Here is a 21,566-nt window from a genome sequence, read left to right on the forward strand (position 1 = left end):
GATCATACCCCCTGGGGGTAGGCATCGGGATATGCCTCGACGGTGATCACCCAGTGGGCCGGCGCGGGACCGAACGCGTCACGGGCGTTCGCGACGACCCCCTTGCCGATCGTCCGGTTGCCCATGCTGCCGATCGCGGCGCCGATACCCGCGGGAACGAGTTTGCCGAGGATCAACGCGCTGCGCTTGGCCGCGTACTTGGTGACGAACGTCCGCAGCAGGGTCTGGTTCATGCCGGTCATCGTCTGCGCGGGCAGCTTCCCCGACAGCAGCAGTCCCCAGTTCTTCGTGGTGGTGCCGACTGCCTTCTCGACGATCTCCATGCCCGCTGCACCCAGCGCGACGGACAGCACCAGTGCGCGCCTGCGCTCGTGGTTCTCGACCGGGATTCCGTGGACCGACGCCACCGCGAGGGTGAACAGTGCGCTCGCCTCCAGGAAGAAGGCCGTCTCAGCGCTGACGGCCGCGATGGACCCCACGGTTCCGATCCCGGGGACCGCCGCCGCGGCACCGACCGCACCGCCGCTGCCCGTGACCGCCGTCAGGAACATCCGCTCGAGCCGCTCGACGATCTGCTGCGGCGTCTCGTCGGGATGTGCGCGCCGCAACCGCGACACATACGTCTCGACGGCAGGCCCCTGCAGCCGGGTGCCGTTGTCGAGTAGGGACGCGATCGCCGATTCCACGCGTTCGGTGATGTTCATGGGTCCATCCTCCTGTTCGGATGCGCACGGGCGGCCGCCGAACACAATCCCAACGCCCGGCTTGTCGCGATTGTTCCGGACACCCGGCTAGCCTCGGAAGGGTGACCGGTGTCTCCGAGGGGATGCGGGCCGCGCCCGCCACGCCGTTGCGGCCGTACCTCGGGCCGTACGAAGGCTACCGACTGGTCGGGTACGGGCCGGGCCTTCATCTGGGTACACCCGCCCCGGAGGTGACGGTCGTACTGTCCCTGGACGCGCCCGTCGTCATCACCACCACCTCTCATCCCGATCAGTCGGAAGGGTCGTGGGGCGCGCTCGCCAGCGGGCTCGCGACCACCGCCGTCACCATCGCGCACGACGGCAATCAGCACGGCATCCAACTCGCGCTGACGCCGGCCGGGTCCCGAGCGCTGCTCGGCGTTCCCTCGGCAGCGCTCGGTGCCTGGATCGTCGATCTCGGCGATGTACTCGGTTCGGACACAACCGAACTCGTCGACCGGATCGCAGCTGAGCCGCTGTGGCCACGGCGGTTCGCGATCCTCGACGAGATCCTGCTCCGCCGAGCGTCCGGCGGCGAGTCGTCGATCGACCCCCACCTGCAACGGGCCTGGCACCTGCTCACCGGCCCAGACGCCCCGCGCGTCACCGACGTGGCCCACGACGTCGGCTGGAGTCGACGTCACCTGATCACCCGGTTCACCGCCGAGTACGGGATCGGACCGAAGGACGCCATGCGGGTCGCCCGATTCGACCGCTCCAAACGGCTCCAGCGCAGGTCGCCCGGCATGACCCTCGCCGCAGTCGCTGCGCACTGCGGATTCGCCGACCAGTCCCACCTCGCCCGCGAGTGGCGCTCACTCGCCGGTGTTCCCCCGTCGACCTGGCGGGCCGACGAACAGTTCCCACTCGTACAAGACGCCGAGGACCTGCAGCGCGCATCGTCGAGGGCATGACCACAGAATCGAGTACCACAATGACCGTCACCCACGTCTGGCCCACGCTCACCTACGCGAATGCCCGAACGGCCATCGCGTTCCTCGTCGGCGTGTTCGGATTCGTAGAGAAGGCCGTGTACGGCGAAGGCGATCGCGTCGATCACGCCCAACTCGACTGGCCCGAGGGCGGCGGCATCATGCTCGGCAGCCGTCGCGACGACTCGGTTCTCGCCGAACTGCCGACCGGCGTCGGGTCCGTCTACCTCGTCACCGACCGCCCCGACGAGCTTCACGACCGCGCCCGCGCCGCGGGTGCGACGATCGTGAAGGGCCTCACCGACGAGGACTACGGCTCACGCGGGTTCACCTGCCGCGACCCGGAAGGCGTGTTCTGGAGCTTCGGCACCTACGCGGGCGAGTAGTCCGTCCGCCCGTATCGCACTCCGCTCCGCCCGCCGCATCCCTGCGCCACCCGACCACGTCGGGCGAGGGTGGGGTGGCGGTCGGGATGGGGCAGTCGCTCAGCGCGCCCAGTGCTCCGCGGGCACGACCTCGGCGGGCTTCGGGGGAGGTGGCGGGGTGCCGTCCCCGAACGGCCTGCCGCCCAACGACTCCCGGCCGTGGGGCGTCAGCCAGCCGGACAGGTCGGGGCCCTTCGGCACGATCTGCGTCGGATTGATGTCGGTGTGCACGATGTAGTAGTGCTGCTTGATCTGGGTGAAGTCGATCGTGTCGCCGAATCCGGGTGTCTGGAAGAGGTCTCGGGCGTACGCCCACAGGACGTCCATCTCGTCGAGCTTCGACCGGTTGCACTTGAAATGGCCGTGGTAGACGGGGTCGAACCGCGCGAGGGTCGTGAACAGGCGGACGTCGGCCTCGGTGATGGTGTCGCCCACCAGGAATCGCTGAGTGGCGAGGCGGTCCGTCAGCCAGTCGAGTCGCGCGAACAGGCGATCGTAGGCGCGTTCGTACGACTCCTGCGACCCGGCGAACCCGCACCGGTAGACGCCGTTGTTGACGTCGCGGAACACCAGGTCGGCGACCTCGTCGATCTCGGCGCGCAGGTGCTCGGGGTAGAGGTCGGGGGCACCGGCGCGGTGATACTGCTTCCACTCCGTCGACAGGTCGAGGGTGATCTGAGGGTAGTTGTTGGTGACGACCTTGCCGGTCGGGACGTCCACGATCGCGGGGACGGTGATGCCGCGCGGGTACTGCGGGTCGCGGGCGAAGTAGGCGTCCTGGAGTCGGGGGATCTTCAGGACCGGGTCGACGCCGCCCGGGTCGAGATCGAAGCTCCAGCTGCGCTTGTCGTGAGTGGGTCCGCACATGCCCATCGACAGCACGTCCTCGAGGCCGAGCAGTCGGCGGACGATGATCGCCCGGTTCGCCCACGGGCACGCGCGAGCGACGACGAGTCGGTAGCGGCCGGGTTCGACGGGGTAGCCGTCGCGTCCGTCGGCGGTGATCCGGGTTTCGATGTACCGGGTGTCCCGGACGAACTCCTTGCCGGGTTCGACGTAGGCGCCACTGGTGCTGTTCTCTTCGGTCACCCCGGCTACGTTACGGCGCACGAGGTGGTCCGTCAGGTGATGACGCGTGTGTTCAGGGCAGCGCGACTTCGGTGACCGAGCCCAGTTCCTCGTATCCGAGGTGTGCGGCGAGCCGACGGGACGCGGTGTTCTCGGGGTGGCTGCTCCACTGCGGGATCATGCCCTCGTCGATGGCGTCGTTGGTGCACAGTCGCCCGGCGACCGATCCGTGGCCGCGACGCCGCAACTGCGGTGCGGTCAGGACTCCGATGCGCGCGACGATGCCCTGCCACTCGTCGTAGCCTGCGCCTGCGAGCGGCCTGCGGGTCTCGTCGACGACGGTGAACCAGGCGCGACGACTGGTGAGGCGTGCTTCGGCGACGTCGTCGGGTGGGCACAGCGCCTCCAGTGCCTGCACGTGCTGCAGGTCGTGGGAGACGAGGGGGTCCTCGGCGTCGACGTCGCCGCCGACCTGTCCGGCGAACGAGAGCAGGCGGGGGCCGGCGACGCGGCCGCGGTGGTCCCGGGTGAGTTCGACGAGCGTCGCGCGCGCCGCGAGGGTGTCGTCGTCAAGGTCGGCGGCACGGTCGAGCAGCCATTCGGGTCCGACGAGTGCACTCGCGTCGCCGAGGCGGACGAACCGGACGGTGTCGGTGTCCGGTCGTACGGTGCGGGTACCGGGTCGGCGTAGTGCGTCGTGCGGCAGGCCGAGTTCCCGGCACCAGGCGAGGGAGACGATGTCGAGTTGGTGCGAGTCCACACGTCGACGCTATCGGTACCGGAGTCGGAGGGCTTGCCGCCCAGTTGCTCCACGCCGTATATTCCGTCTGGACTATTTGATGGAAGGGAGGTGACCGTGACGGTCACGCCTCTCGCGATCACCGTCCTCGCACTCCTCAACGAGCGCGACATGCATCCGTACGAGATGGTCCAGCTCCTCCGGCAGCGACACCGGGACCGTCTCGTCAAGCTCCGACCCGGCTCGCTGTACCACACGGTCGCCCGCCTCGACCGCGACGAACTGGTCACCGTGATCGGCACCGATCGCGACGGCAACCGGCCGGAACGCACCACGTACACGATCACCGACACCGGGCGCGGCACCCTGACAGCGCACGTGACGGAGATGCTCGGAACACCGGCCCGCGAGTATCCGCAGTTCCCGCTCGCCCTCGCCGAAGCGCACAACCTCGACGGCGACACCGTCGCCCGACTGCTCCTCGAACGCATCGCGCTGCTCGAACACGATCTCGACACCCTCGACGCCTACCGTGCCGCGGTTGTCGCGCCGGGCAAACCGCGGGCCTTCTGGTTCCACGTCGACTACCAGCGTGCGATGACGCGAACCGAGATCGACTGGCTGCTGGCCACCGTCGACGAACTCCGCAGCGGCGCGCTGCCGTGGGTGGGATCGGACGGATGTCCGACGCCGGCCCCGCAACAGACCTGACCCGCCTCACCCGACAGACAGGGAACGAACCATGACAGAGACCGAGATCGCCCAGCGCACAGACATCAGGCCGTGGCCCGCGCTGTGGGCGCTGTGTCTGGGTTTCTTCATGATCCTCGTGGACTCCACGATCGTCGCGGTCGCGAACCCGGCGATCATGGAAAGCCTGGAGACCGACATCAACAGCGTCGTATGGGTGACCAGCGCATACCTTCTCGCCTATGCGGTGCCACTGCTCATCACCGGCCGCCTCGGTGACCGCTTCGGGCCGAAACGCCTCTACCTCCTCGGCCTGACCCTGTTCACCGCGGCCTCGCTGTGGTGCGGCCTGTCCGGCAGCATCGAGATGCTGATCGTCGCACGCGTGTTCCAGGGCTTCGGTGCCGCGTTGATGACGCCGCAGACGATGGCGGTCATCACGCGAATCTTCCCGCCCGACAAGCGCGGAACCGCGATGGGTCTGTGGGGCGCTGTCGCGGGCGTCGCGACGCTGGTCGGCCCGCTCGCGGGCGGCGTTCTCGTCGACGGTCTCGGGTGGCAGTGGATCTTCATCGTCAACGTGCCGGTCGGCATCATCGGGTTCGTGGCCGCGATGCGGTTCGTCCCGACGCTCGAGACGCACGAGCACAAGTTCGACATCCCCGGTGTGATCCTCAGTGCCGCCGGCATGTTCTTCCTGGTGTTCGGTCTGCAGGAGGGCAACACCTACGACTGGTCGGCGCGGATCTGGCTGATGATCGCGGGCGGTGTCCTGCTGCTCGGCGTGTTCGTCTGGAATCAGTCCCGCAACCACGACGAACCACTCCTGCCCCTGGACCTGTTCCGGGACCGGAACTTCTCGCTCGCCAACATCGCGATCACGTCGATGGGCTTCGCGATCACCGCGATGGTGCTGCCGCTGATGTTCTACGCGCAGGCGGTGCGTGGCCTGTCCCCGACAGGCTCGGCACTGCTGATGGTGCCGATGGCGGTGCTGACGGGCGTGCTCGCGCCGAACGTCGGCAAGCTGGTCGACCGCACGCATCCGCGCTACATCGCCGCGCCCGGCTTCCTGATGCTCTCGATCTCGCTGGCCTGGCTGGCGGTGGTGATGAAGCCGGACACCGCGATCTGGGAGTTGCTGCTGCCGATCGCGCTGATGGGCGTCGCCAACGCGTTCATCTGGTCGCCGCTCGCGGCGACCGCGACCAGGAATCTGCCGCAGCATCAGGCGGGCGCGGGATCGGGCGTCTACAACACGACACGGCAGGTGGGCGCGGTGCTCGGCAGCGCAGGCATCGGTGCGCTCATCACCTCCCGTCTCACCGCGAACGGCGTGCCCTCCGGTGGCGGCGCGCACGAGGGCATGGCCACCGCGATGCCCGACTTCATCAAGGACGGATTCAGTTCGGCCATGAGTCAGTCGGTGCTCCTTCCCGCCGCGGTCCTGCTGGTCGGTTTCGTTGCGTCACTGTGCTTCTCGCGTCCCACGAACAACGCAGGCTGGGCCCCGGCCCGGGAATCGGAGGATCGGCCCGACCCTGTGGCAGGCTGACATCCATGACCGACACCGCACGCCCCACCCGGCTCGAACGCATCACCACCGACGCAGGCGCGGAGGTCGCCGTCCTGACGTTCGACGACGGGGCGCTGAACCTTTTCGATCGCGCGATGTTCGACTCGCTCACCGCCGACCTCGACGCGCTCACGGCGGCGCCGCCGCGAGCCGTGCTGTTACGGGCCGAGGGTCGGGTCGTGTCCGGGGGTGTCGACGTGCACCTGTTCGACGGGCTCACCGAGGAGCAGGGCGCCGAACTGTGGCGGACCCTGTTCGCCGAGATCATCCACCAGATCGAGGCGTTGCCGTGCCCCGTCGTCTACTCGGCGCACGCCCTGACGCTCACAGCGGCGTTCGAGATCTCCCTCGCATGCGACATCCTCCTCGCCGCGCCGAAGGCGAAGTTCGGCCTCGTCGAGACCGTCGTCGGGCTGACGCCGTCGATGGGTGGCCCGCAGCGCCTCGCGGAACGCGCGGGGTCGGGCCGGGCGCGTGAATTCGTCATGACGGGCGACCTCTACGACGCCGAGACGATGCGGTCCTGGGGTGTGGTCAACGCGATCCACGACGACGTCGACGCCGCGGCGAAGGCGCTCGTCGTGCGGCTCGCGGACGGGCCGACGCGTGCGCACGCCGCGACCAAACGGATCATCGAGGCGTGGCGGTCCGGCGGTGTGGCGCACGCGGATTCGATCACTCCCGACGTGTCCGGCGCACTGTTCGGCACCGAGGACCTGCGCGGTGCCGTGCGCAGCTTCCTCAAGGTGGGGCCGGGAAAGGCGCACTACACGGGCCGGTGAATCTAGAGTGTCACCATGGGTTGTGAGGTGCGACGGCGGTCGTTCATCCGGATGGTGGCGGCGACGACGGCCGGAATCCTCGGTGCTGCAATGATCGCCGCGTGTGGGTCGTCCCCCGAGGACGCCGCGGCAACTGAGCAACGCGACCGCGCCGAGACCGCCGCCGACGGCTTCGTCTACGGGTACGCGCCGGTGGTGCTGACCAGGACGCGGGCCAACATGACCTGCCTGTTGCCGATCAACCAGCTCTACAACCAGCCGCAGATGTCGGGACCGGATTCGCGGACCGTCGTCGCGCCCAACGTCGACACCCTGTACTCCGTCGCCTGGCTCGACCTGAGGTCGGGGCCGATCCTGCTCGCGCATCCGGACATGGGGGAGCGGTACTTCGGATTCCAGCTCCTCGACATCTACAGCAACGTCTTCGCAAACATCGGGACCAGGGAGACCGGCTCGTCCGCGGGGTCGTTCCTGATCGTGCCGCCGGGATGGACGGGGTTGGCGCCCGACGGTGCCGCCGCCGCCGTCACACCGGACGGCACCGCCGTCGTCGAGTCGCCGACCTGGGACGCGTGGATGATCGGACGGACCCTGGTCGAGTCCATGGACGACCAGCCCGCCGCGCAGGCCGCGCAGAAGCAGTACTCCATGCGGGTGGTCGGCCCCGCACCCACGACGACGCCCCCGCCGTTGCCGCCGAACGACTGCGGGAACAACCCTGCTCCGCAGGCAGTGGCGGCGTCGGGTCCGGAGTTCTTCGACGAGCTGGCCGCGGTGCTCGCCGCCAACCCGGCGCCCGAGGCGGATGCGCCGCTGCTCGACGAGATCGCGCAGCTCGGCGTCACACCCGGAGCGACGCCGAGCACGGGTGATCCCGAGGACGTCGCCGCGCTCGCGTCCGGAGTGGAGATCGGCGGTCAGCGCCTCGACGACCTGATCGCCGAGGGCTCGGACGGCCCTGCCGGATCGTGGACCTCTCTCGAGGACGCCGGGCGGTACGGCACCGACTACCTGCACCGGGCTACGGTCGCGAAGATCGGTCTCGGAGCGAACGTGCCCGAGGAGTCGATGTACCACGTCACCCGCGAGGACACGGACGGCGAGACGCTGCGGGGGTCGACGGGCTACGCGCTGCACTTCGACGCGGACCAGCTGCCGCCGGTCGACCCGAGGGGATTCTGGTCGATCACGCTGTACGGGCCCGACATGTTCCTGGTGCCCAACAGCATTGCCCGCTACGCGATCGGAGACCGGACCCCCGGCCTGGTCCGCGGGGACGACGGCTCGCTCGACGTCTGGATCTCCAGTTCGCCGCCGCCGGAGGGGAGGACGAACTGGCTGCCCGCACCAGAGGGGGAGTTCGTCCTCATGCTGCGCGCCTACCTGCCGACCGACCGGTCCTGGTCGCCACCGGTCGTGCAGCCCGCCGAATGACACGACCATTCGAACCGACACGACGGGAACCCGTGATGACACCGCTCGCAGAACTGCACATGCACATCGAGGGATCGCTCGAACCCGAGCTGATTCTCGAACTGGCACAGCGTAATCGGATCGAGCTGCCGTACGCGGACCTCGACGACCTGCGCTCCCGCTACGAGTTCACCGACCTGCAGTCGTTCCTGGACCTGTACTTCGCGAACATGGCGGTGCTGCGGACCGCCCAGGATTTCGCCGACATGACCCGCGCCTACTTCGAGCGCGCCGCCCGCGCCGGGGTGGGGCATGCGGAGATCTTCTTCAACCCGCAGGCACACACGGCGCGGGGCGTTCCGCTGTCCGAGGTCCTCGACGGTCTCGCGGACGCGGTCTCGTCGAGCGAATCCGAATTCGGTGTCACCAGCGGTCTCATCGCGGGGATCCTGCGTGACCGTCCCGTCCCGGAAGCCGACGCTCTGCTGACCGACCTGCTGGCGGTGGGAGCGCCGATCATCGGGATCGGGTTGGACTCGGCCGAGGTCGGATATCCGCCGTCCCTGTTCGTCGACGTGTTCGCGCGGGCCCGCGCCGCCGGGCTGCACGTGGTCGCACACGCCGGGGAGGAGGGCCCGCCGGACTACATCGTCCAAGCGCTCGACCTGCTCGGTGTCGAGCGGATCGACCACGGCATCCGCTGCCTGGAGGACCCGGATCTGGTGCGGCGCCTCGCCCGGGAGCGGATTCCGCTCACCGCATGTCCGCTGTCGAACGTGCGTCTGCGGGTGATCGACACGCTCGCCGACCACCCGCTGCGGGCGATGTTGGCTGCCGGGTTGAACGTGTCGGTCAACTCGGACGACCCGGCCTACTTCGGCGGCTACGTCGACGACAACTTCGCCGGCCTCGTCGCCGCGATCGGCCTCACTGCCGAGGAGCGGGAGACGCTGGCGCACAACTCGATCCATGCGTCCTTCGCGAGCGAGGGTCGCAAGGCCCAACTCCTCGGCGGCTGATTCTCAGCCGAGTACCTGCTGCAGGTAGGTGTTGTCGAAAACCCGCTCCGGGTCGTACTTGTCGCGGACCGAGCGGAACTCGTCGAAGTGACGGTAGGTCGGACGCAGGTCGGCTGCGTTGCGCGAGTGCATCTTTCCCCAGTGCGGGCGCCCGTCGGCGGCGCGGGCGATCGCCTCGACCGCGTCGAAGTACGGGCGGTGGTCGCGTCGGTGGTACTGGTGCACGGCCACGTACGCCGTGTCGCGGCCCGACGCCGTCGACATCCAGAGATCGTCGGCTGCGGTGAAGCGCACCTCGACGGGGAAGGCGACGGTGAATCCGGACGTCTCCAGCCACCGGTCGATCTCGCGCAGGGTCTCGGGCAGGGCCTCTGCGGGGACGGCATACTCCATCTCCCGGAACCTCACACGTCGCGGCGACGCGAACACCCGGTAGCTGCGATCGACGAACTCGCGGGCGCCGAGCGCGCGGGAGGTGACGTCGTTGATCTTCGGGATCGCCGACGGCACGCGGGCGGCGACCCGGTTGACACCCTCGAAGAGCGTGTTGGACAGAAGTTCGTCGTCGATGAACGAGCGCACCGCGCTCACCGGCCGGGGTGAGGCGTCGAGGGGCAGGCGGGTGTTGTGCTTGGTGAGCACCCGGTCGGTGTGCGGGAACCAGTAGAACTCGAAATGGTCGGTCCCCTGAACGTGCTCGTCCAGGTTCGCCATCGTCTCGCTGAGGCGCGCGGGTGCCTCGACGGCACGCATCATGTAGGCCGGTGCGCACTGCAGGGTCATCTTGGCGATCACGCCGATCGCACCGAGTCCGATGCGGGCGGCGTGGAACAGCTCGGGGTTGTCCTCGAGTGAGCAGTCGACGATCGCGCCGTCGGCCAGCACGATCTGCAGGGCGCGGACCTGGGTGGCGAGGCCGCCGAACTGGGCGCCGGTTCCGTGCGTTCCGGTGGCGATCGCGCCTGCGATCGACTGGGCGTCGATGTCGCCGAGGTTGATCATCGCGAGGCCGAGGTCCCACAGTCGCGGGTTGAGCTCGTGGAGGCGGGTGCCCGCGAGCGCAGTCACGAGGGCGCCGTCGGCGTTCGGCACCACGGATTCGATGCCCTGCAGGTTGTCGAGACTGATCATCACGCCGTCGGTCACCGCGATGGGGGTGAACGAGTGGCCCGCGCCCACGCACTTGACGTGCAGGCCCTCGCTCGCGGCTCGGGTGATCTCGGAACTCAGTTCCGCGACGGAACTCGGAGTGGCGAACCGCCGCGGGGTGGCACCGGCGCTGTTGGCCCAGTTGTGCCAGGTCTGTGAATCCATTCACTCACTATTACCTGGACGTCCGTCCAGGTCAACACTTCGCACGGATTCCCATCCGGACGTTTTACGATTGTCGAATGCTGAACAGGCTCCCGGCGGACGAACGCCGCGCACAACTCGTGGAATCGGCGATGGGTATCGCGGAACGGGGCGGAGTCAGCTCCGTGACCATCCGTGCTGTCGCCGAGGATGCGGGGGTGTCCCTCGGTGTCGTGCACTACTGCTTCGAGAGCAAGGAAGCGCTGGTCGCGGCGATGGGTGAGGCGCTCGTCCTGCAGCTGAGCCAGGCACTGCGGTACGCGTTCGGGCAGGCGCGCACCGAGGAGGCGCAGAGCGGTCCGCGCGGACTGCGGGAACTCCTGCACAGCGGACTGTCGGCCATGTGGCCGATCATCGAGGCGACGCCGAACCGGCAGTTGCTCACCTACGAGATCACCGCCTACGGGCTGCGGCAGCAGGCCGCGGGCGCCGAACTCGCCGGTTCGATCGCCGCGAAGCAGTACGCGACGATGGACGCCGAGGCCGTCGAGTTCCTCGAGCGCTCCGTTGAACATGTCGGGATGCGGTGGACAGAGCCGGTCGGCCACCTGGCCACCTTCGCGCTTGCCGTCATCGACGGCATCGTCCTGCGGTGGCTTGTCGAACGAGACAGTGAAGCGGTGATCGCGGAGCTGGACGACCTGGTGCAGCTGGTCACCGGAAAGGCCGTCGAGGTCTGAGAGGACAACTCGTCATGGACAGTCGTCCAACTCGATGGTTGACTGCTTCCGTGTCCGCGACAATCGACCGCCCTGCCCCTGCCGAAACGACCACCGAGGCGGTCGTCGCCCGGCTCGACGCCGCGACCAGCGCCTTCGACGCGCCGTTCGCCGCCGTCGACCTGCCGACACTCGACGCCAACGCCGCCGACCTCGTGCGGCGCGCGTCGGGGACCCCGATCCGGGTTGCCAGCAAGTCCGTACGCGCCCGCGCGGTCCTCGAACGTGCTCTCGGGGCCGGACTCACCGAATCCGGTGGCTTCCGCGGAATCATGGCCTATTCGCTGCGGGAAGCGCTGTGGCTCGTCGAGAAGGGCGCCCGTGACGTCCTGATGGGTTATCCGACGGTCGACCGTGCGGCCCTCGCCGACCTCGCTTCCGACGCGGACGCCCGGCAGGCGATCACTTTGATGGTCGATTGCGCCGAGCACCTCGACGTCATCGCCGCCGCGGGGGCCACCGGCGCCCGGCTCTGCCTCGACGTGGACGCCTCACTGCGCATCGGACCCGTGCACCTCGGTGTCCGGCGTTCGCCGCTGCGCACCCCCGACGCCGCCGCCACGCTGGCGCGGGTGGCGGCGTCCCGGGCCTTCAAGGTCGTCGGCGTGATGTTCTACGAGGCTCAGATCGCCGGCTTGCCCGATTCCAGCGCCGCCGTGCGACTGGTGAAGAAGGCGTCCGCGTCCGAGTTGTCCACCCGCCGGGGCGCGGTCGTCGACGCCGTGACCTCCGTGGTGGGTCGGCTCGAGATCGTCAACAGTGGCGGCACCGGTTCGCTGGAAGTGAGTTCGGCCGACCCTGCGGTCACGGAGGTCACCGCAGGATCGGGCCTGTTCGTTCCCACCCTCTTCGACCGGTACCGGGCGTTCACGCCGCGCCCGGCGATGTTCTTCGCGCTCGATGCGGTGCGCCGCCCCACCCCGAAGATCGCGACGCTGTTCTCCGGCGGCTACATCGCGTCCGGTCCGGCGGGTGCGTCCCGGGTGCCGACCCCGGTGTGGCCCGCGGGCCTCAAGCTGCTTCGCAACGAGGGTGCGGGCGAGGTGCAGACGCCGGTGACGGGTCTCGCGGCGTCCGCGCTGCGGATCGGCGACCGGGTGTGGTTCCGTCACGCCAAGGCGGGCGAGCTGTGCGAGCGGTTCACCACCGTCCACCTCGTCGACGCGGGTGGCGCCGTCACCACGGTCCCGACCTACCGCGGTGAGGGGCAGTGCTTCGGCTGACCGAGATATGGCGGCGGGAACATCCTGTCCAGCAGGGTGCCTATTCAACTTGGTGAATAGTCACCGTTGGTCGCCTACCATGAGGGCATGGCGCTCCAAGACGCGATCCTCGCCGCCCTGACCACGGGCGAGTACTCGGGATACGACCTGGCCAAGTCGTTCGACGTGACCGTCGCGAACTTCTGGACCGCCACCCCCCAGCAGCTCTATCGCGAACTGGACAAGATGCAGGAAGCGGGCCTCATCGTCGCCCGGACCGTCGAGCAGGAGAAGCGGCCCAACAAGCGGATGTACACGCTGACCGAGGCCGGCAGAACCGCGCTGCGTGACTTCGCCTCGCGGTCACCGAAACCCACTGCCATCCGCGACGAGTTGCTGGTTCAGGTCGAGGCGATGGACACCGAGACCGCCCCCGCGGTGCGGGCCAACGTCCAGCGCATGCTCGAAGCGTCGGAGGCGAAGCTCGAGCGATACGAGAAGCGACGCGAGTACCTGTTGGCCGGCCGGACCGAGAATGCGTTCCTCGCCGACGGTGTGAGCATCGGGTCCTACCTGACACTGACCCGAGGGATCGCCTTCGAGGCCGAGAACGTGCGCTGGTGCGAGTTCGTTCTCGCGGCCGTCCCCGAGTGACCGGGCTGATGGCGTAGCCATCCGCGAACGCCTCCGTCAGGCGCTGGGGTGGGTGCGCAGGAACGCGCCGAGCTCGGTGAGCCCGGCAGGTGTCGTCGGCAGGTAGTCGGTCAGTGAGGGGGAGCGGACGATCACCGCGCGCCACATGCCCCGGGACAGGGCGACGTTCAACCTGTTTCGCGACAGCAGGAAGCCGATCCCGCGCGGAACGTCCGCGGCCGACGACGCCGTCATCGACACGAACACGACCGCGGCCTCGCGGCCCTGGAACTTGTCGACGGTCCCGACGAGGACGTCTCCGAGTCCGGCGGCCGTCAAATGCTCCCGGATCAGCGTGACCTGGGCGTTGAACGGCGCCACCACCAGGAGATCCGACGCTGTGAGTGGACGCGGCTCCGCGTCTGCGGACGCGGTCCACCGGGCGCCGATCAGTGCGGTCGCCGCCGCCGTGATCGCCACCGCCTCCTCCGGCGACGAGGTCGAGTTACCCACGTGGTCGACGAGGTGGGCGTGCACGCCCGGCTCCACTCCGTCGAGATGCCGCGCCCTGGTCACCGATTCCTTGGAGTGCAGCCTGCCGTCGTACGACAACGCCGACACCGGCGCGCACACATCGGGGTGCATTCGCCACGTGACGTCGAGAAAGTAGCCGAGTTCCGGCGGCAGGGCGCCGTGCTGGATCAGGCCGAGTTCCCCAGCAGTGTCCCCGTGGGCCAGCCAGCCGAGCGCCGACGTGTCCACGGGCTCGGGATGGATGCCCTGACTGACCTGCGGCAGCTGTTGCGGATCGCCGAGCAGCAGCAGGTTCCGTGCCGAATTCCCGACGGCGACCGTGTTGGCGAGCGCGAACTGTCCCGCCTCGTCGACGACCAGCAGATCCAGGCTTCCCGGGGGAACGCGGTCGGAATGCGCGAAATCCCATGCGGTACCCCCGATCACGCAACCCGTCGACGCGTGCTGACGGAGGAACTCCGGGAACCCGCTCGGATCCAGCTCGGTCCACTCCGGGGCCGCGGTGACACCGGAACCGGGCTTCTTCGCGACCCGGTCGCCCGGAACACCCGACCGGACGACGGCGTCGAGCATGTTCTCGACCACCGAATGCGACTGCGCGACAACACCGACCCGCCAACCGTGCCGGCTCACCAGGTCCGCGACAACGGCTGCGCCGGTGTGGGTCTTGCCGGTACCGGGCGGGCCCTGCACCGCCAGGTACGAATCGTCGAGGTCGAGCAGCGCCGCGACGATCGCGGGAGCGCGGTTGTCGGGATCGGCGACGGGCAACGCCGCACCCGACCGGGTCCGTGGCGGAATCCGCCGCAGAATGTCCACTGCCGCCGTGCCCGGCATCGACGGCAGCGCGGCCACCATCGCGGACGCCTGCTCGGCGATCGACGCCTCGATCCGGCGGGTGGGTACCGGGCGTCCGGGCGCCAGTGCCATCGGGACGGGATCGTGGGTGCCCTCGCCCTGCAGCTCCTCGACGATCACCACGTCCCGCGGGCTTCCGTCCGGTCCCGGCTCCGAGTCGAGTGCCACGACGGTGACGCCCGCGGTGCCGCGGGAGCCGGCCTCGCCGAAGCCGACACCCGTCGCGGCGTCGTACAGCGCGAACGGCGCGTCCCCCACCCGTGTCGTCGATCCGGTGCCCCACGTGCCGACGAGCCGGATCCGGCGGCGGAGCTTGCGCTGACGCGGCGAGCTCTTGTGCCAGTCCTCGGCGACCGTCGCCGACTCGGCGACCAGCACGTCGGCGGTGCCCGACCACTCGTCGGTCGGGGCGGTCAGGCGCGCGAAGTGCGCCCACCAGAACGGCTTCCGCTCGCGGCGGTGGTAGCCGAGCGCGGCCGCCATCAGTGCGGCCGCCTGTTGGTCCGACGACCGCGCACCCGCCAGTGCATCGCCGACGTGCGCACGCAGCGCCACCTCGCTCGGATCGGGCTCCTCGACGGTGACGTCCAACGCCTCCTGCGCCGGGTGCGGCCGCACCCCGCGGTCGGCGGCGAGACCGAGCAGCCAGTCTCGCAGCCGAAGCGTCGACAGGCAGTCGTACTCGTTGTAGGCCGCGATGCCCTTCAGCAGGACCGCGGCGTCGTCGCCGCGGCCCGCATCCCGCAGATCGCAGTAGTCGGCGTACGCGACGATCGATGCGCCTGCGTCGGTGACATCGCCGCTGCGCAGCTGGTCGCCCATGTACAGCGGTTCGAGCTTCTTGATCGAGTACGACGGCGCACCGACCCGGACCGCACCCCGCACCACCGGGTAGAGGTCGACGAGGACGTTGTCCCGCAGCAGGGCGTCGACGGCGTCCTCACCGACCCCGTACCGTCCGGCCAGCCGCAGCAGCGCCGTCTTCTCGTAGGCGGCGTAGTGATAGACGTGCATGTGCGGGAAACGTTTCCGGCGTTCTGTGACGTAGTCCAGGAAGTCCAGCAGCGCGCGCCGCTCCTGCTCGCGGTCGTGCGCCCAGAACGGCCGGAACGTCCCGTCCGATTCCATCACGCCGAACAGGTACTCGAGACCCCAGTCGGTTGAGCCGTTCTCCGCCCACAGCGGATCGCCCTCGAAGTCGAAGAAGACGTCGCCCGGGTCCGGTGCGGGCACTCCGGCGAGCGCCGCACCGCCACCGATCACCTCGAAGTCGGGCTCGCCAGGTTCGGATCGGACCTGCACGGCCGCCTGAGCGCGCAGCGAGTCGAACGTCGCCGATGTCATTCCGTGGACCGGCCGATCCGCCGTCGCCAGCGCGTCGATCGTGGTGATACCGCCGCGAATCAGCGTCTCGCGCTGCGTCGACCGTAACCCCGCGACCAGTACCAGGTCGCGGCTGCGCGTCACCTCCGGCGTGCACGACTCGCAGCGCCCGCAGGCGCGGACCGCGCCCCACGACACCGGCGTCCCACCGCGTCGGTGGTCGTCGAGAAGCCGAACCAGGGCGTCACGGCGCCGCTCGAACACGGGCGTCACATCGGCGAGGGGGACGCTGACGGTGGTCTCGTCACCCAGGACCAGGCCGGCCGTCGGCGCCGTCGGGATACCGGACCGTCGGAGGGCGTCCGCGTATGCCGCGAGCTGCAGCAGTGCGGGAACCCGCGCATGCCGCGACAGTTTGGTGTCGATCACCTGGTAGCCGTCCTCGCCGCGGACCAGGAAGTCGCAGAACCCGAGGAATCGGCCGCCCAGAGTCGTGCGCTGAAAGAACGTGCCCTGGTAGATGACGTCCGCGCCTGCGTTCGCGGCGTCGAGGGTTGCGGTCGCGGCGGCCGTCAGCGCCGAGCCGACGAGTTTCGGTCGCTCGATCACGACGACGCCGTCGCCGAACCGCTCCCGATACCCGACCAGACGTCGATGCTCGTGCGCGTCGCCGAGCGCGGACGTCCGGGCCAGCATCGGGTCGGCGCCGTCGGCGGCGTCCTCCGCCTCGCCGCGGCCGAGTTTCGCATCGAACCGGCGGAGCAGCGCGAACTCGCAGTCCGCTGCCCGCGCCAGGTCGCTGGTGCTGTGCACGATGTGATCGTCGAGGAGGAACACGGACCGACTATGGCAGAGACCACCGACGGTACGGTGACGGAGCGTCCGGACCCCCGGACCCGACGAAGGGAGACCGGACCGTGGCAGCGAGCACGTGGACCGTCCGCGCGAGGGACGTCTCGTGACCGGCTCCCGATTCTTCGACGGCGCATCCGGGCAGGTTCACCACCGTCGCTGGCCGTGCGCAGATCCCGTCGCCGGACTCGTGTTCCTGCACGGGATGGGCCAGCACACCGGGCACTACCACCGATTCGCGCGAGCACTGGGCGCCGACGGGATCGAGATGTGGGCGCTCGACCACGTCGGGCACGGGCTCAGCGAAGGCGAACCCGGCGAACCGGGACCGATCGACGACCTCGCCACCAACGCGCTGCTGCTCGCCGACATCGCCGAAGGCGACCGCCCCGGACTGCCGCTGGCGATCATGGGGCATTCCCTCGGCGCCGCCACTGCCGTGGCGGCGGTGAACCGGGCGCCGCTGCGGTTCGCGGCAGTCGTCCTGTGCGGGCTGCCCCGCGCGGCGGCCGCGAACCCCGACGCGGTCGCGGGCGTCCGGTCCCCGGTTCTCGTCGTCCACGGCGTCGACGACCGACGCGCCCCGATCGACGGCGCCAGGGCATGGTCGGCGGCGGTGCCGGGTGCCGAACTGCGGGAGTACGAGGACGCAGGTCACGATCTGCTGCACGAGCCGGTACATCGCCGCGTCACGTCCGACGTCGCCGCGTTCATCCGGTCTAGCGTGCAGGCATGACTCCGGACGAACACCTCGCAATGTTGCGTACCGAGGGCATGCGCCTCGCGGCGATGCCGCCCGATGCTCTCGACGCGCCCGTGCCCACCGTCCCCGGATGGACGCTGGAGCGGGTCGTGCGGCACACGGGCAGGGTGCACCGCTGGGTGTCGGCAACCCTCGCGGCAGGCCCGGATGCGTCGATGGCGACGTCCGCATCGGCCGAGTCGTTGCCACGCGGGCGCGACTGTCTGCCCGCGTACCGGGACGCGCTCGACGAACTGCTCGCGGAGTTCGACAAGCACGATTTCGATCGGCCCGCACCGACATTCACCGGTCCTGGAGCCGTCCGATTCTGGGCGCGCAGGCAGGCGCACGAAGTCGCGGTGCACCGGGTGGACGCCGCGGACGCGGTCCATGCCGCTGGTGGCGTTGCTCCCGAACCCGTCGACTCGCTCGGTGCCGCGGACGGCGTCGACGAATGGGCGCGGCTCGTCCTGATCCGCGCACTCCCGGAGGTGCCCACCCCACTGCACGGGAAGACGGTCCACCTGCACGGAACCGACACCCCGGACGCAGAGTGGTTGCTCACGTTCGGCCCGGACGGTGTGAAGGTCGAGGCCGGACATGCGAAGGGTGACGTCGCAATCCGCGGCACCGCCCAGGAGCTGCTGTTGACGATGTGGCGGCGCCGCCCCCTGGCCACGCTGGAGATGTTTGGCGACATCGACGTCGCACACCGGATGGTCGACGCCGCGGTCATGTAGAGCCTGTCCGTCGGCGACGGATTCCTGGTGAGTGAACGAGCAGCGCTGCGAGAAGTCCGCCACCGAGTCAGGTGGTCGCCTCACCGTGCTGTCGTGGATTCGCGCTCACTCCTGCCCGGTGCCGAGCAGCCGGTGGGCGCACAGGCCCACGTACAACTCGGCGGCATGCACCGGATCGACGAAATCTCGCCCCGTCAGCTCCTGGATCCGGCGTAGTCGGTACAGCACGGTGTTGCGGTGATAGTGCAGCTTCGCGGCGGCGGCCGCGGTCGATCCGCGGGCAGCGAACCAGGCGTCGAGGGTCGTCAGGAGATGGTGCTGTTCTTCGAGGGGCAGGGCCAGCACCGGACCCAGGACCTGACGGGCGGCGAGTTTCCCCGCGTCCGGCTGCCGGATCACCAGCAGTGGGACCGGAACCGAGTCGAAGCGCGTCGGTCCGCCCACACCGTCGGGCGCGCAGCTCCGAGCCTGCCGGGCCTGCTCCACCGCCTCCCCGATGCCGCCCGGCCGACCGAACCCGCGGCTCACCCCGATCGCTGCACCGCCCATCTCGCTCAGCGCTGCGTCCAGCGCCTCCTCGGCCGGCGCCCACAGCAGGCCGAGGAGGCCGTCGACCTCGGTGTCCCACACCGAGTCGATACCGATCCCGGTCAGCCTCGATCGCAACGTGTCCGCCGACGGGCATGACGTCGAATCTCGAACGGAGACAACGAGAAAAGCTGCCCGCTCGGGTATGCGGAACGCCCGCACTGCATCCGCTGTGCCTGCCGGATTGGCGGAACTGTCGGCGAACAGTGTCCGGATCAGCCGCCTGCTCGCCTCGACGTCCTCGCGCGCCCGCCTGTCGGCCGCCTCCCGGTAAGCGTCGGCCGCGGCGTCCGAGTAGACGTCGACCAGCGCCCAGACCTGCGCGGCCATGTCCAGCAGCCACTGGCTGGCGCGCCCGTCCGAGCGCACCGTCAGCTCCTCCCAGATCAACCGCCCGCCGAGCCGGAAGGCGTGCAGCAACGCGGCCAGCGACACGCCCTGCTCCGCCTTCATCCGCCCGGCCGTGCGGGCCGACTCCAGGCGGACCGGCTCGCTGCCGTCGAGGTTCGCGAGCATCGAGGACAGGTTGTCCCAGCACGCGAACCTCAGCTGTTCCGGCGTCAGCAGCGAGGCGTCGGCGTAATCCTGCTCGGCCGCCACGATGCGAGCGACCAGCTCGTCGGCGAGATCGTCCACGGAGGCGCGCATGTCGTGCAGCAGCTCGGTCGGCGCGGGCGGAAGGAGTTCGGGACTGACGGACATCGCCCCAGGGTAGCCGTCCTGAAGTGACCCACGCCATAGGGTCTTGTGCGGCTGCACAAGCGGGTCGTCGACTTCGGCGCCGTCCGCCTATGGCGCGCGGCCCACGATGCGACGAGGATCACAGGAGAAGATCCGACGAGTCCGGCCCCCGCCTGCCTCGAATCGAACGGAGTTGTCCAGTGTCCGACCACGACCCTGCCAGCACGCACCCGGCCATCGATCAGGCCCTGGCCGACCTCGTCGAGGGCGAGAAGACCTGGGCAGGCCTGTCCCTGGGCCGCCGACGGCAACTGCTCGACCGAGTCCGCGATCTCACGGTGCGACACGCGGCCCTATGGGTGGCAGCGGCAGTGCAGATCAAGGGGCTCGACCCCGACTCCGCGCTGGTCGGCGAGGAGTGGATATCCGGTCCGTACTCGGTGGCCACCGGCGCGACGACGCTGTCCGCCAGCCTCGAAAGGCTCGAGTCCGGTACCAGTCCGCTCGCCGACGCCACCTTCGGCACCGCCCCTGGCGGTCGCACCACCGTGCGGGCGCTGCCGATGAGCGTCTTCGACAGGCTGCTGCTGAGCGGGTTCAGCGCCGACGTCTGGCTGCAGCCGGGCGTCGATCGTGCGACGGCACAACGCGAGGCGGGCCTAGCCCAGCTCGATCCCACCCGGACGCAGGGCGTCGGGGTGGTACTGGGCGCCGGCAACATCACCTCGATCGCCCCGCTCGACACCCTGTACGAACTGTTCGCGCACAACCGCGTCGTCGCGCTCAAGCTCAACCCGATCATGGATCGGATGCTGCCGGTCTTCGAGAAGGTGCTCGAGCCGTTCATCACGATCGGCGCGGTCCGGATACTGACCGGCGGCGCCGACGTCGGCACCTACCTGACCCGGCATCGGCTGGTCGACCACGTGCACATGACCGGCAGCGCGCTGACCCACGATGCGATCGTCTTCGGCACCGGCGAGGAGGGCGCGCGCCGTAAGGCGGCGGGCGAGCCCGTCCTCGACAAGGGGATGACCAGCGAGCTGGGCGGCGTGTCGCCGACCATTGTGCTGCCCGGCGCCTGGAGCCGCGCCGACATCGAGTTCCAGGCCGAGCACATCGCGACGCAGCGTCTGCACAACGGCGGCTACAACTGCATCGCGTCACAGGTGGTCGTGCTGTCCTCGCGGTGGCCGCAGCGCGACGAGTTCGTCGCCGCGCTGCGCGCCGCCGTCGACCGCGCCCCCGCCCGCCCGGCCTACTACCCGGGCAGCGACGACCGGGTCGCCTCGGCCGCGCAGTCCTACCCGAAGGCCGAGCGGCTGGGCGAGCGCGGCGGCCGGGTGCTGGTGTCGGGCCTGCAGCCCGACGAGTTCGCCCCGCTGGTGCAGACCGAGTACTTCGGGCCGGTGCTGGGGGTGATCGAGCTGCCGCACGACGGTGAGCAGTTCGCGACCCGCGCGGCCGAGGTGGTCAACGATCAGTTCGTCGGGACGCTCGGGGTCAACATCATCGCCGAGCCCGGCACCATCGACTCGATGGGAACGCGCTTCGACGCGTTGCTCGAGTCGCTGCGGTACGGGACGATCGCGGTGAACGCGTGGACCGGGGTCGGCTACCTCACCCCCGCGGCGACCTGGGGCGCGTTCCCCGGCCACACCCTCAGCGACGTGCAGAGCGGCATCGGGGTGGTCCACAATGCGCTGCTGATCGACCGGCCCGAGCGCACCGTGGTGCGCGGCCCGTTCCGGCCGTCGCCGCGGTCGCTAATGCACCGGGAGTGGTCGATCTCGCCGAAGCCGCCGTGGTTCGTCACCAACCGCACCGCGGCCGGTACCGGTCGGCGGCTGACCGAGTTCGCGGGCAAGCCGTCGTGGACCCGTCTGCCCGCGATCTTCGTTTCGGCGCTGCGCGGCTGAGGGCCGACGGTTCCGTACCGCGGCGGAAGCACTTC

The 21,566-nt window shown here is 69.7% G+C and carries 19 protein-coding genes; 13 read left to right on the plus strand and 6 right to left on the minus strand.

The genetic code is table 11. From position 1 onward, the window contains the following. Positions 1-2 precede the first annotated feature (2 nt). Positions 3-704 carry a YbdD/YjiX family protein gene (locus RHCRD62_RS03310; protein ID WP_050063194.1) on the minus strand — a complete coding sequence of 234 codons (702 nt, stop codon included), beginning with the start codon at positions 702-704 and terminating at the stop codon, positions 3-5. A 101-nt stretch (positions 705-805) separates the two neighbouring features. Here RHCRD62_RS03310 and RHCRD62_RS03315 point away from each other — a divergent pair, with 101 nt between their 5' ends. Together RHCRD62_RS03315 and RHCRD62_RS03320 are read left to right on the plus strand one after the other, a co-directional pair. Further along, complete coding sequence (locus RHCRD62_RS03315; protein WP_050063195.1) at positions 806-1,657, plus strand: helix-turn-helix domain-containing protein; 852 nt, start codon at positions 806-808, stop codon at positions 1,655-1,657. After that, a complete protein-coding gene (locus RHCRD62_RS03320) occupies positions 1,654-2,061 on the plus strand; it encodes a VOC family protein (protein WP_050063196.1) in 408 nt (135 codons plus the stop codon). The genes RHCRD62_RS03315 and RHCRD62_RS03320 overlap by 4 nt, the downstream gene beginning before the upstream one ends. Positions 2,062-2,160: 99 nt before the next feature. On the opposite strand, the gene RHCRD62_RS03325 is transcribed toward RHCRD62_RS03320, so the two are convergent. Together RHCRD62_RS03325 and RHCRD62_RS03330 are read right to left on the minus strand one after the other, a co-directional pair. Further along, positions 2,161-3,189, minus strand: coding sequence for a glutathione S-transferase family protein (locus tag RHCRD62_RS03325; protein ID WP_050063197.1), 1,029 nt, complete (start codon positions 3,187-3,189; stop codon positions 2,161-2,163). A gap of 52 nt (positions 3,190-3,241) precedes the next feature. Beyond that, positions 3,242-3,928, minus strand: coding sequence for a GNAT family N-acetyltransferase (locus RHCRD62_RS03330; RefSeq protein ID WP_050063198.1), 687 nt, complete (start codon positions 3,926-3,928; stop codon positions 3,242-3,244). Between the two features lie 96 nt (positions 3,929-4,024). On the opposite strand from RHCRD62_RS03330, the gene RHCRD62_RS03335 reads away from it, so the two are divergent. From RHCRD62_RS03335 to RHCRD62_RS03355, 5 genes are read left to right on the plus strand one after another with little or no spacing between them, the layout of a single operon-like run. Next, positions 4,025-4,618, plus strand: coding sequence for a PadR family transcriptional regulator (locus RHCRD62_RS03335; protein WP_157050787.1), 594 nt, complete (start codon positions 4,025-4,027; stop codon positions 4,616-4,618). Between the two features lie 31 nt (positions 4,619-4,649). After that, entirely contained in the window at positions 4,650-6,152 is a 1,503-nt protein-coding gene (locus RHCRD62_RS03340; protein ID WP_050063200.1) for an MFS transporter, read from the plus strand. A 5-nt stretch (positions 6,153-6,157) separates the two neighbouring features. Beyond that, on the plus strand, positions 6,158-6,955 hold the full coding sequence (locus RHCRD62_RS03345) for an enoyl-CoA hydratase/isomerase family protein (RefSeq protein WP_050063201.1): 798 nt from the start codon (positions 6,158-6,160) through the stop codon (positions 6,953-6,955). A gap of 15 nt (positions 6,956-6,970) precedes the next feature. Then, positions 6,971-8,389: a DUF1254 domain-containing protein gene (locus RHCRD62_RS03350; RefSeq protein WP_084734043.1), complete on the plus strand. Its 1,419-nt coding sequence runs from the start codon at positions 6,971-6,973 to the stop codon at positions 8,387-8,389. A gap of 32 nt (positions 8,390-8,421) precedes the next feature. Continuing rightward, entirely contained in the window at positions 8,422-9,387 is a 966-nt protein-coding gene (locus RHCRD62_RS03355) for an adenosine deaminase (RefSeq protein ID WP_050063203.1), read from the plus strand. 3 nt (positions 9,388-9,390) lie between these two features. On the opposite strand, the gene RHCRD62_RS03360 is transcribed toward RHCRD62_RS03355, so the two are convergent. Further along, the gene (locus RHCRD62_RS03360; protein WP_050063204.1) at positions 9,391-10,701 is read right to left on the minus strand and encodes a D-arabinono-1,4-lactone oxidase; all 1,311 of its coding nucleotides are present in this window, start codon (positions 10,699-10,701) and stop codon (positions 9,391-9,393) included. A gap of 77 nt (positions 10,702-10,778) precedes the next feature. On the opposite strand from RHCRD62_RS03360, the gene RHCRD62_RS03365 reads away from it, so the two are divergent. From RHCRD62_RS03365 to RHCRD62_RS03375, 3 genes are all read left to right on the plus strand, one after another. Next, on the plus strand, positions 10,779-11,420 hold the full coding sequence (locus tag RHCRD62_RS03365; RefSeq protein WP_050063205.1) for a TetR/AcrR family transcriptional regulator: 642 nt from the start codon (positions 10,779-10,781) through the stop codon (positions 11,418-11,420). 50 nt (positions 11,421-11,470) lie between these two features. Then, positions 11,471-12,682: an amino acid deaminase/aldolase gene (locus RHCRD62_RS03370; protein ID WP_253277171.1), complete on the plus strand. Its 1,212-nt coding sequence runs from the start codon at positions 11,471-11,473 to the stop codon at positions 12,680-12,682. An 87-nt stretch (positions 12,683-12,769) separates the two neighbouring features. Then, positions 12,770-13,315, plus strand: a complete 546-nt coding sequence (locus RHCRD62_RS03375) for a PadR family transcriptional regulator (protein WP_050063206.1) — start codon at positions 12,770-12,772, stop codon at positions 13,313-13,315. Positions 13,316-13,351: 36 nt separating this feature from the next. Here RHCRD62_RS03375 and RHCRD62_RS03380 read toward each other — a convergent pair whose 3' ends face one another. Further along, on the minus strand, positions 13,352-16,846 hold the full coding sequence (locus RHCRD62_RS03380) for a TM0106 family RecB-like putative nuclease (RefSeq protein WP_050063207.1): 3,495 nt from the start codon (positions 16,844-16,846) through the stop codon (positions 13,352-13,354). Positions 16,847-16,967: 121 nt separating this feature from the next. Here RHCRD62_RS03380 and RHCRD62_RS03385 point away from each other — a divergent pair, with 121 nt between their 5' ends. Further along, on the plus strand, positions 16,968-17,597 hold the full coding sequence (locus tag RHCRD62_RS03385) for an alpha/beta hydrolase (RefSeq protein WP_050063459.1): 630 nt from the start codon (positions 16,968-16,970) through the stop codon (positions 17,595-17,597). After that, positions 17,594-18,343: a maleylpyruvate isomerase N-terminal domain-containing protein gene (locus RHCRD62_RS03390; RefSeq protein WP_050063208.1), complete on the plus strand. Its 750-nt coding sequence runs from the start codon at positions 17,594-17,596 to the stop codon at positions 18,341-18,343. Before RHCRD62_RS03385 ends, RHCRD62_RS03390 begins: the two co-directional genes overlap by 4 nt. 105 nt (positions 18,344-18,448) lie before the next feature. Here RHCRD62_RS03390 and RHCRD62_RS03395 read toward each other — a convergent pair whose 3' ends face one another. After that, positions 18,449-19,633, minus strand: a complete 1,185-nt coding sequence (locus RHCRD62_RS03395; protein ID WP_050063209.1) for a PucR family transcriptional regulator — start codon at positions 19,631-19,633, stop codon at positions 18,449-18,451. Positions 19,634-19,812: 179 nt separating this feature from the next. On the opposite strand from RHCRD62_RS03395, the gene RHCRD62_RS03400 reads away from it, so the two are divergent. Further along, positions 19,813-21,531 carry an aldehyde dehydrogenase family protein gene (locus RHCRD62_RS03400; RefSeq protein ID WP_253277172.1) on the plus strand — a complete coding sequence of 573 codons (1,719 nt, stop codon included), beginning with the start codon at positions 19,813-19,815 and terminating at the stop codon, positions 21,529-21,531. Positions 21,532-21,566 lie beyond the last annotated feature (35 nt).

The sequence above is a fragment of the Rhodococcus sp. RD6.2 genome (genome assembly GCF_001040705.1).
Taxonomy (GTDB): Bacteria; Actinomycetota; Actinomycetes; order Mycobacteriales; family Mycobacteriaceae; genus Rhodococcus_G.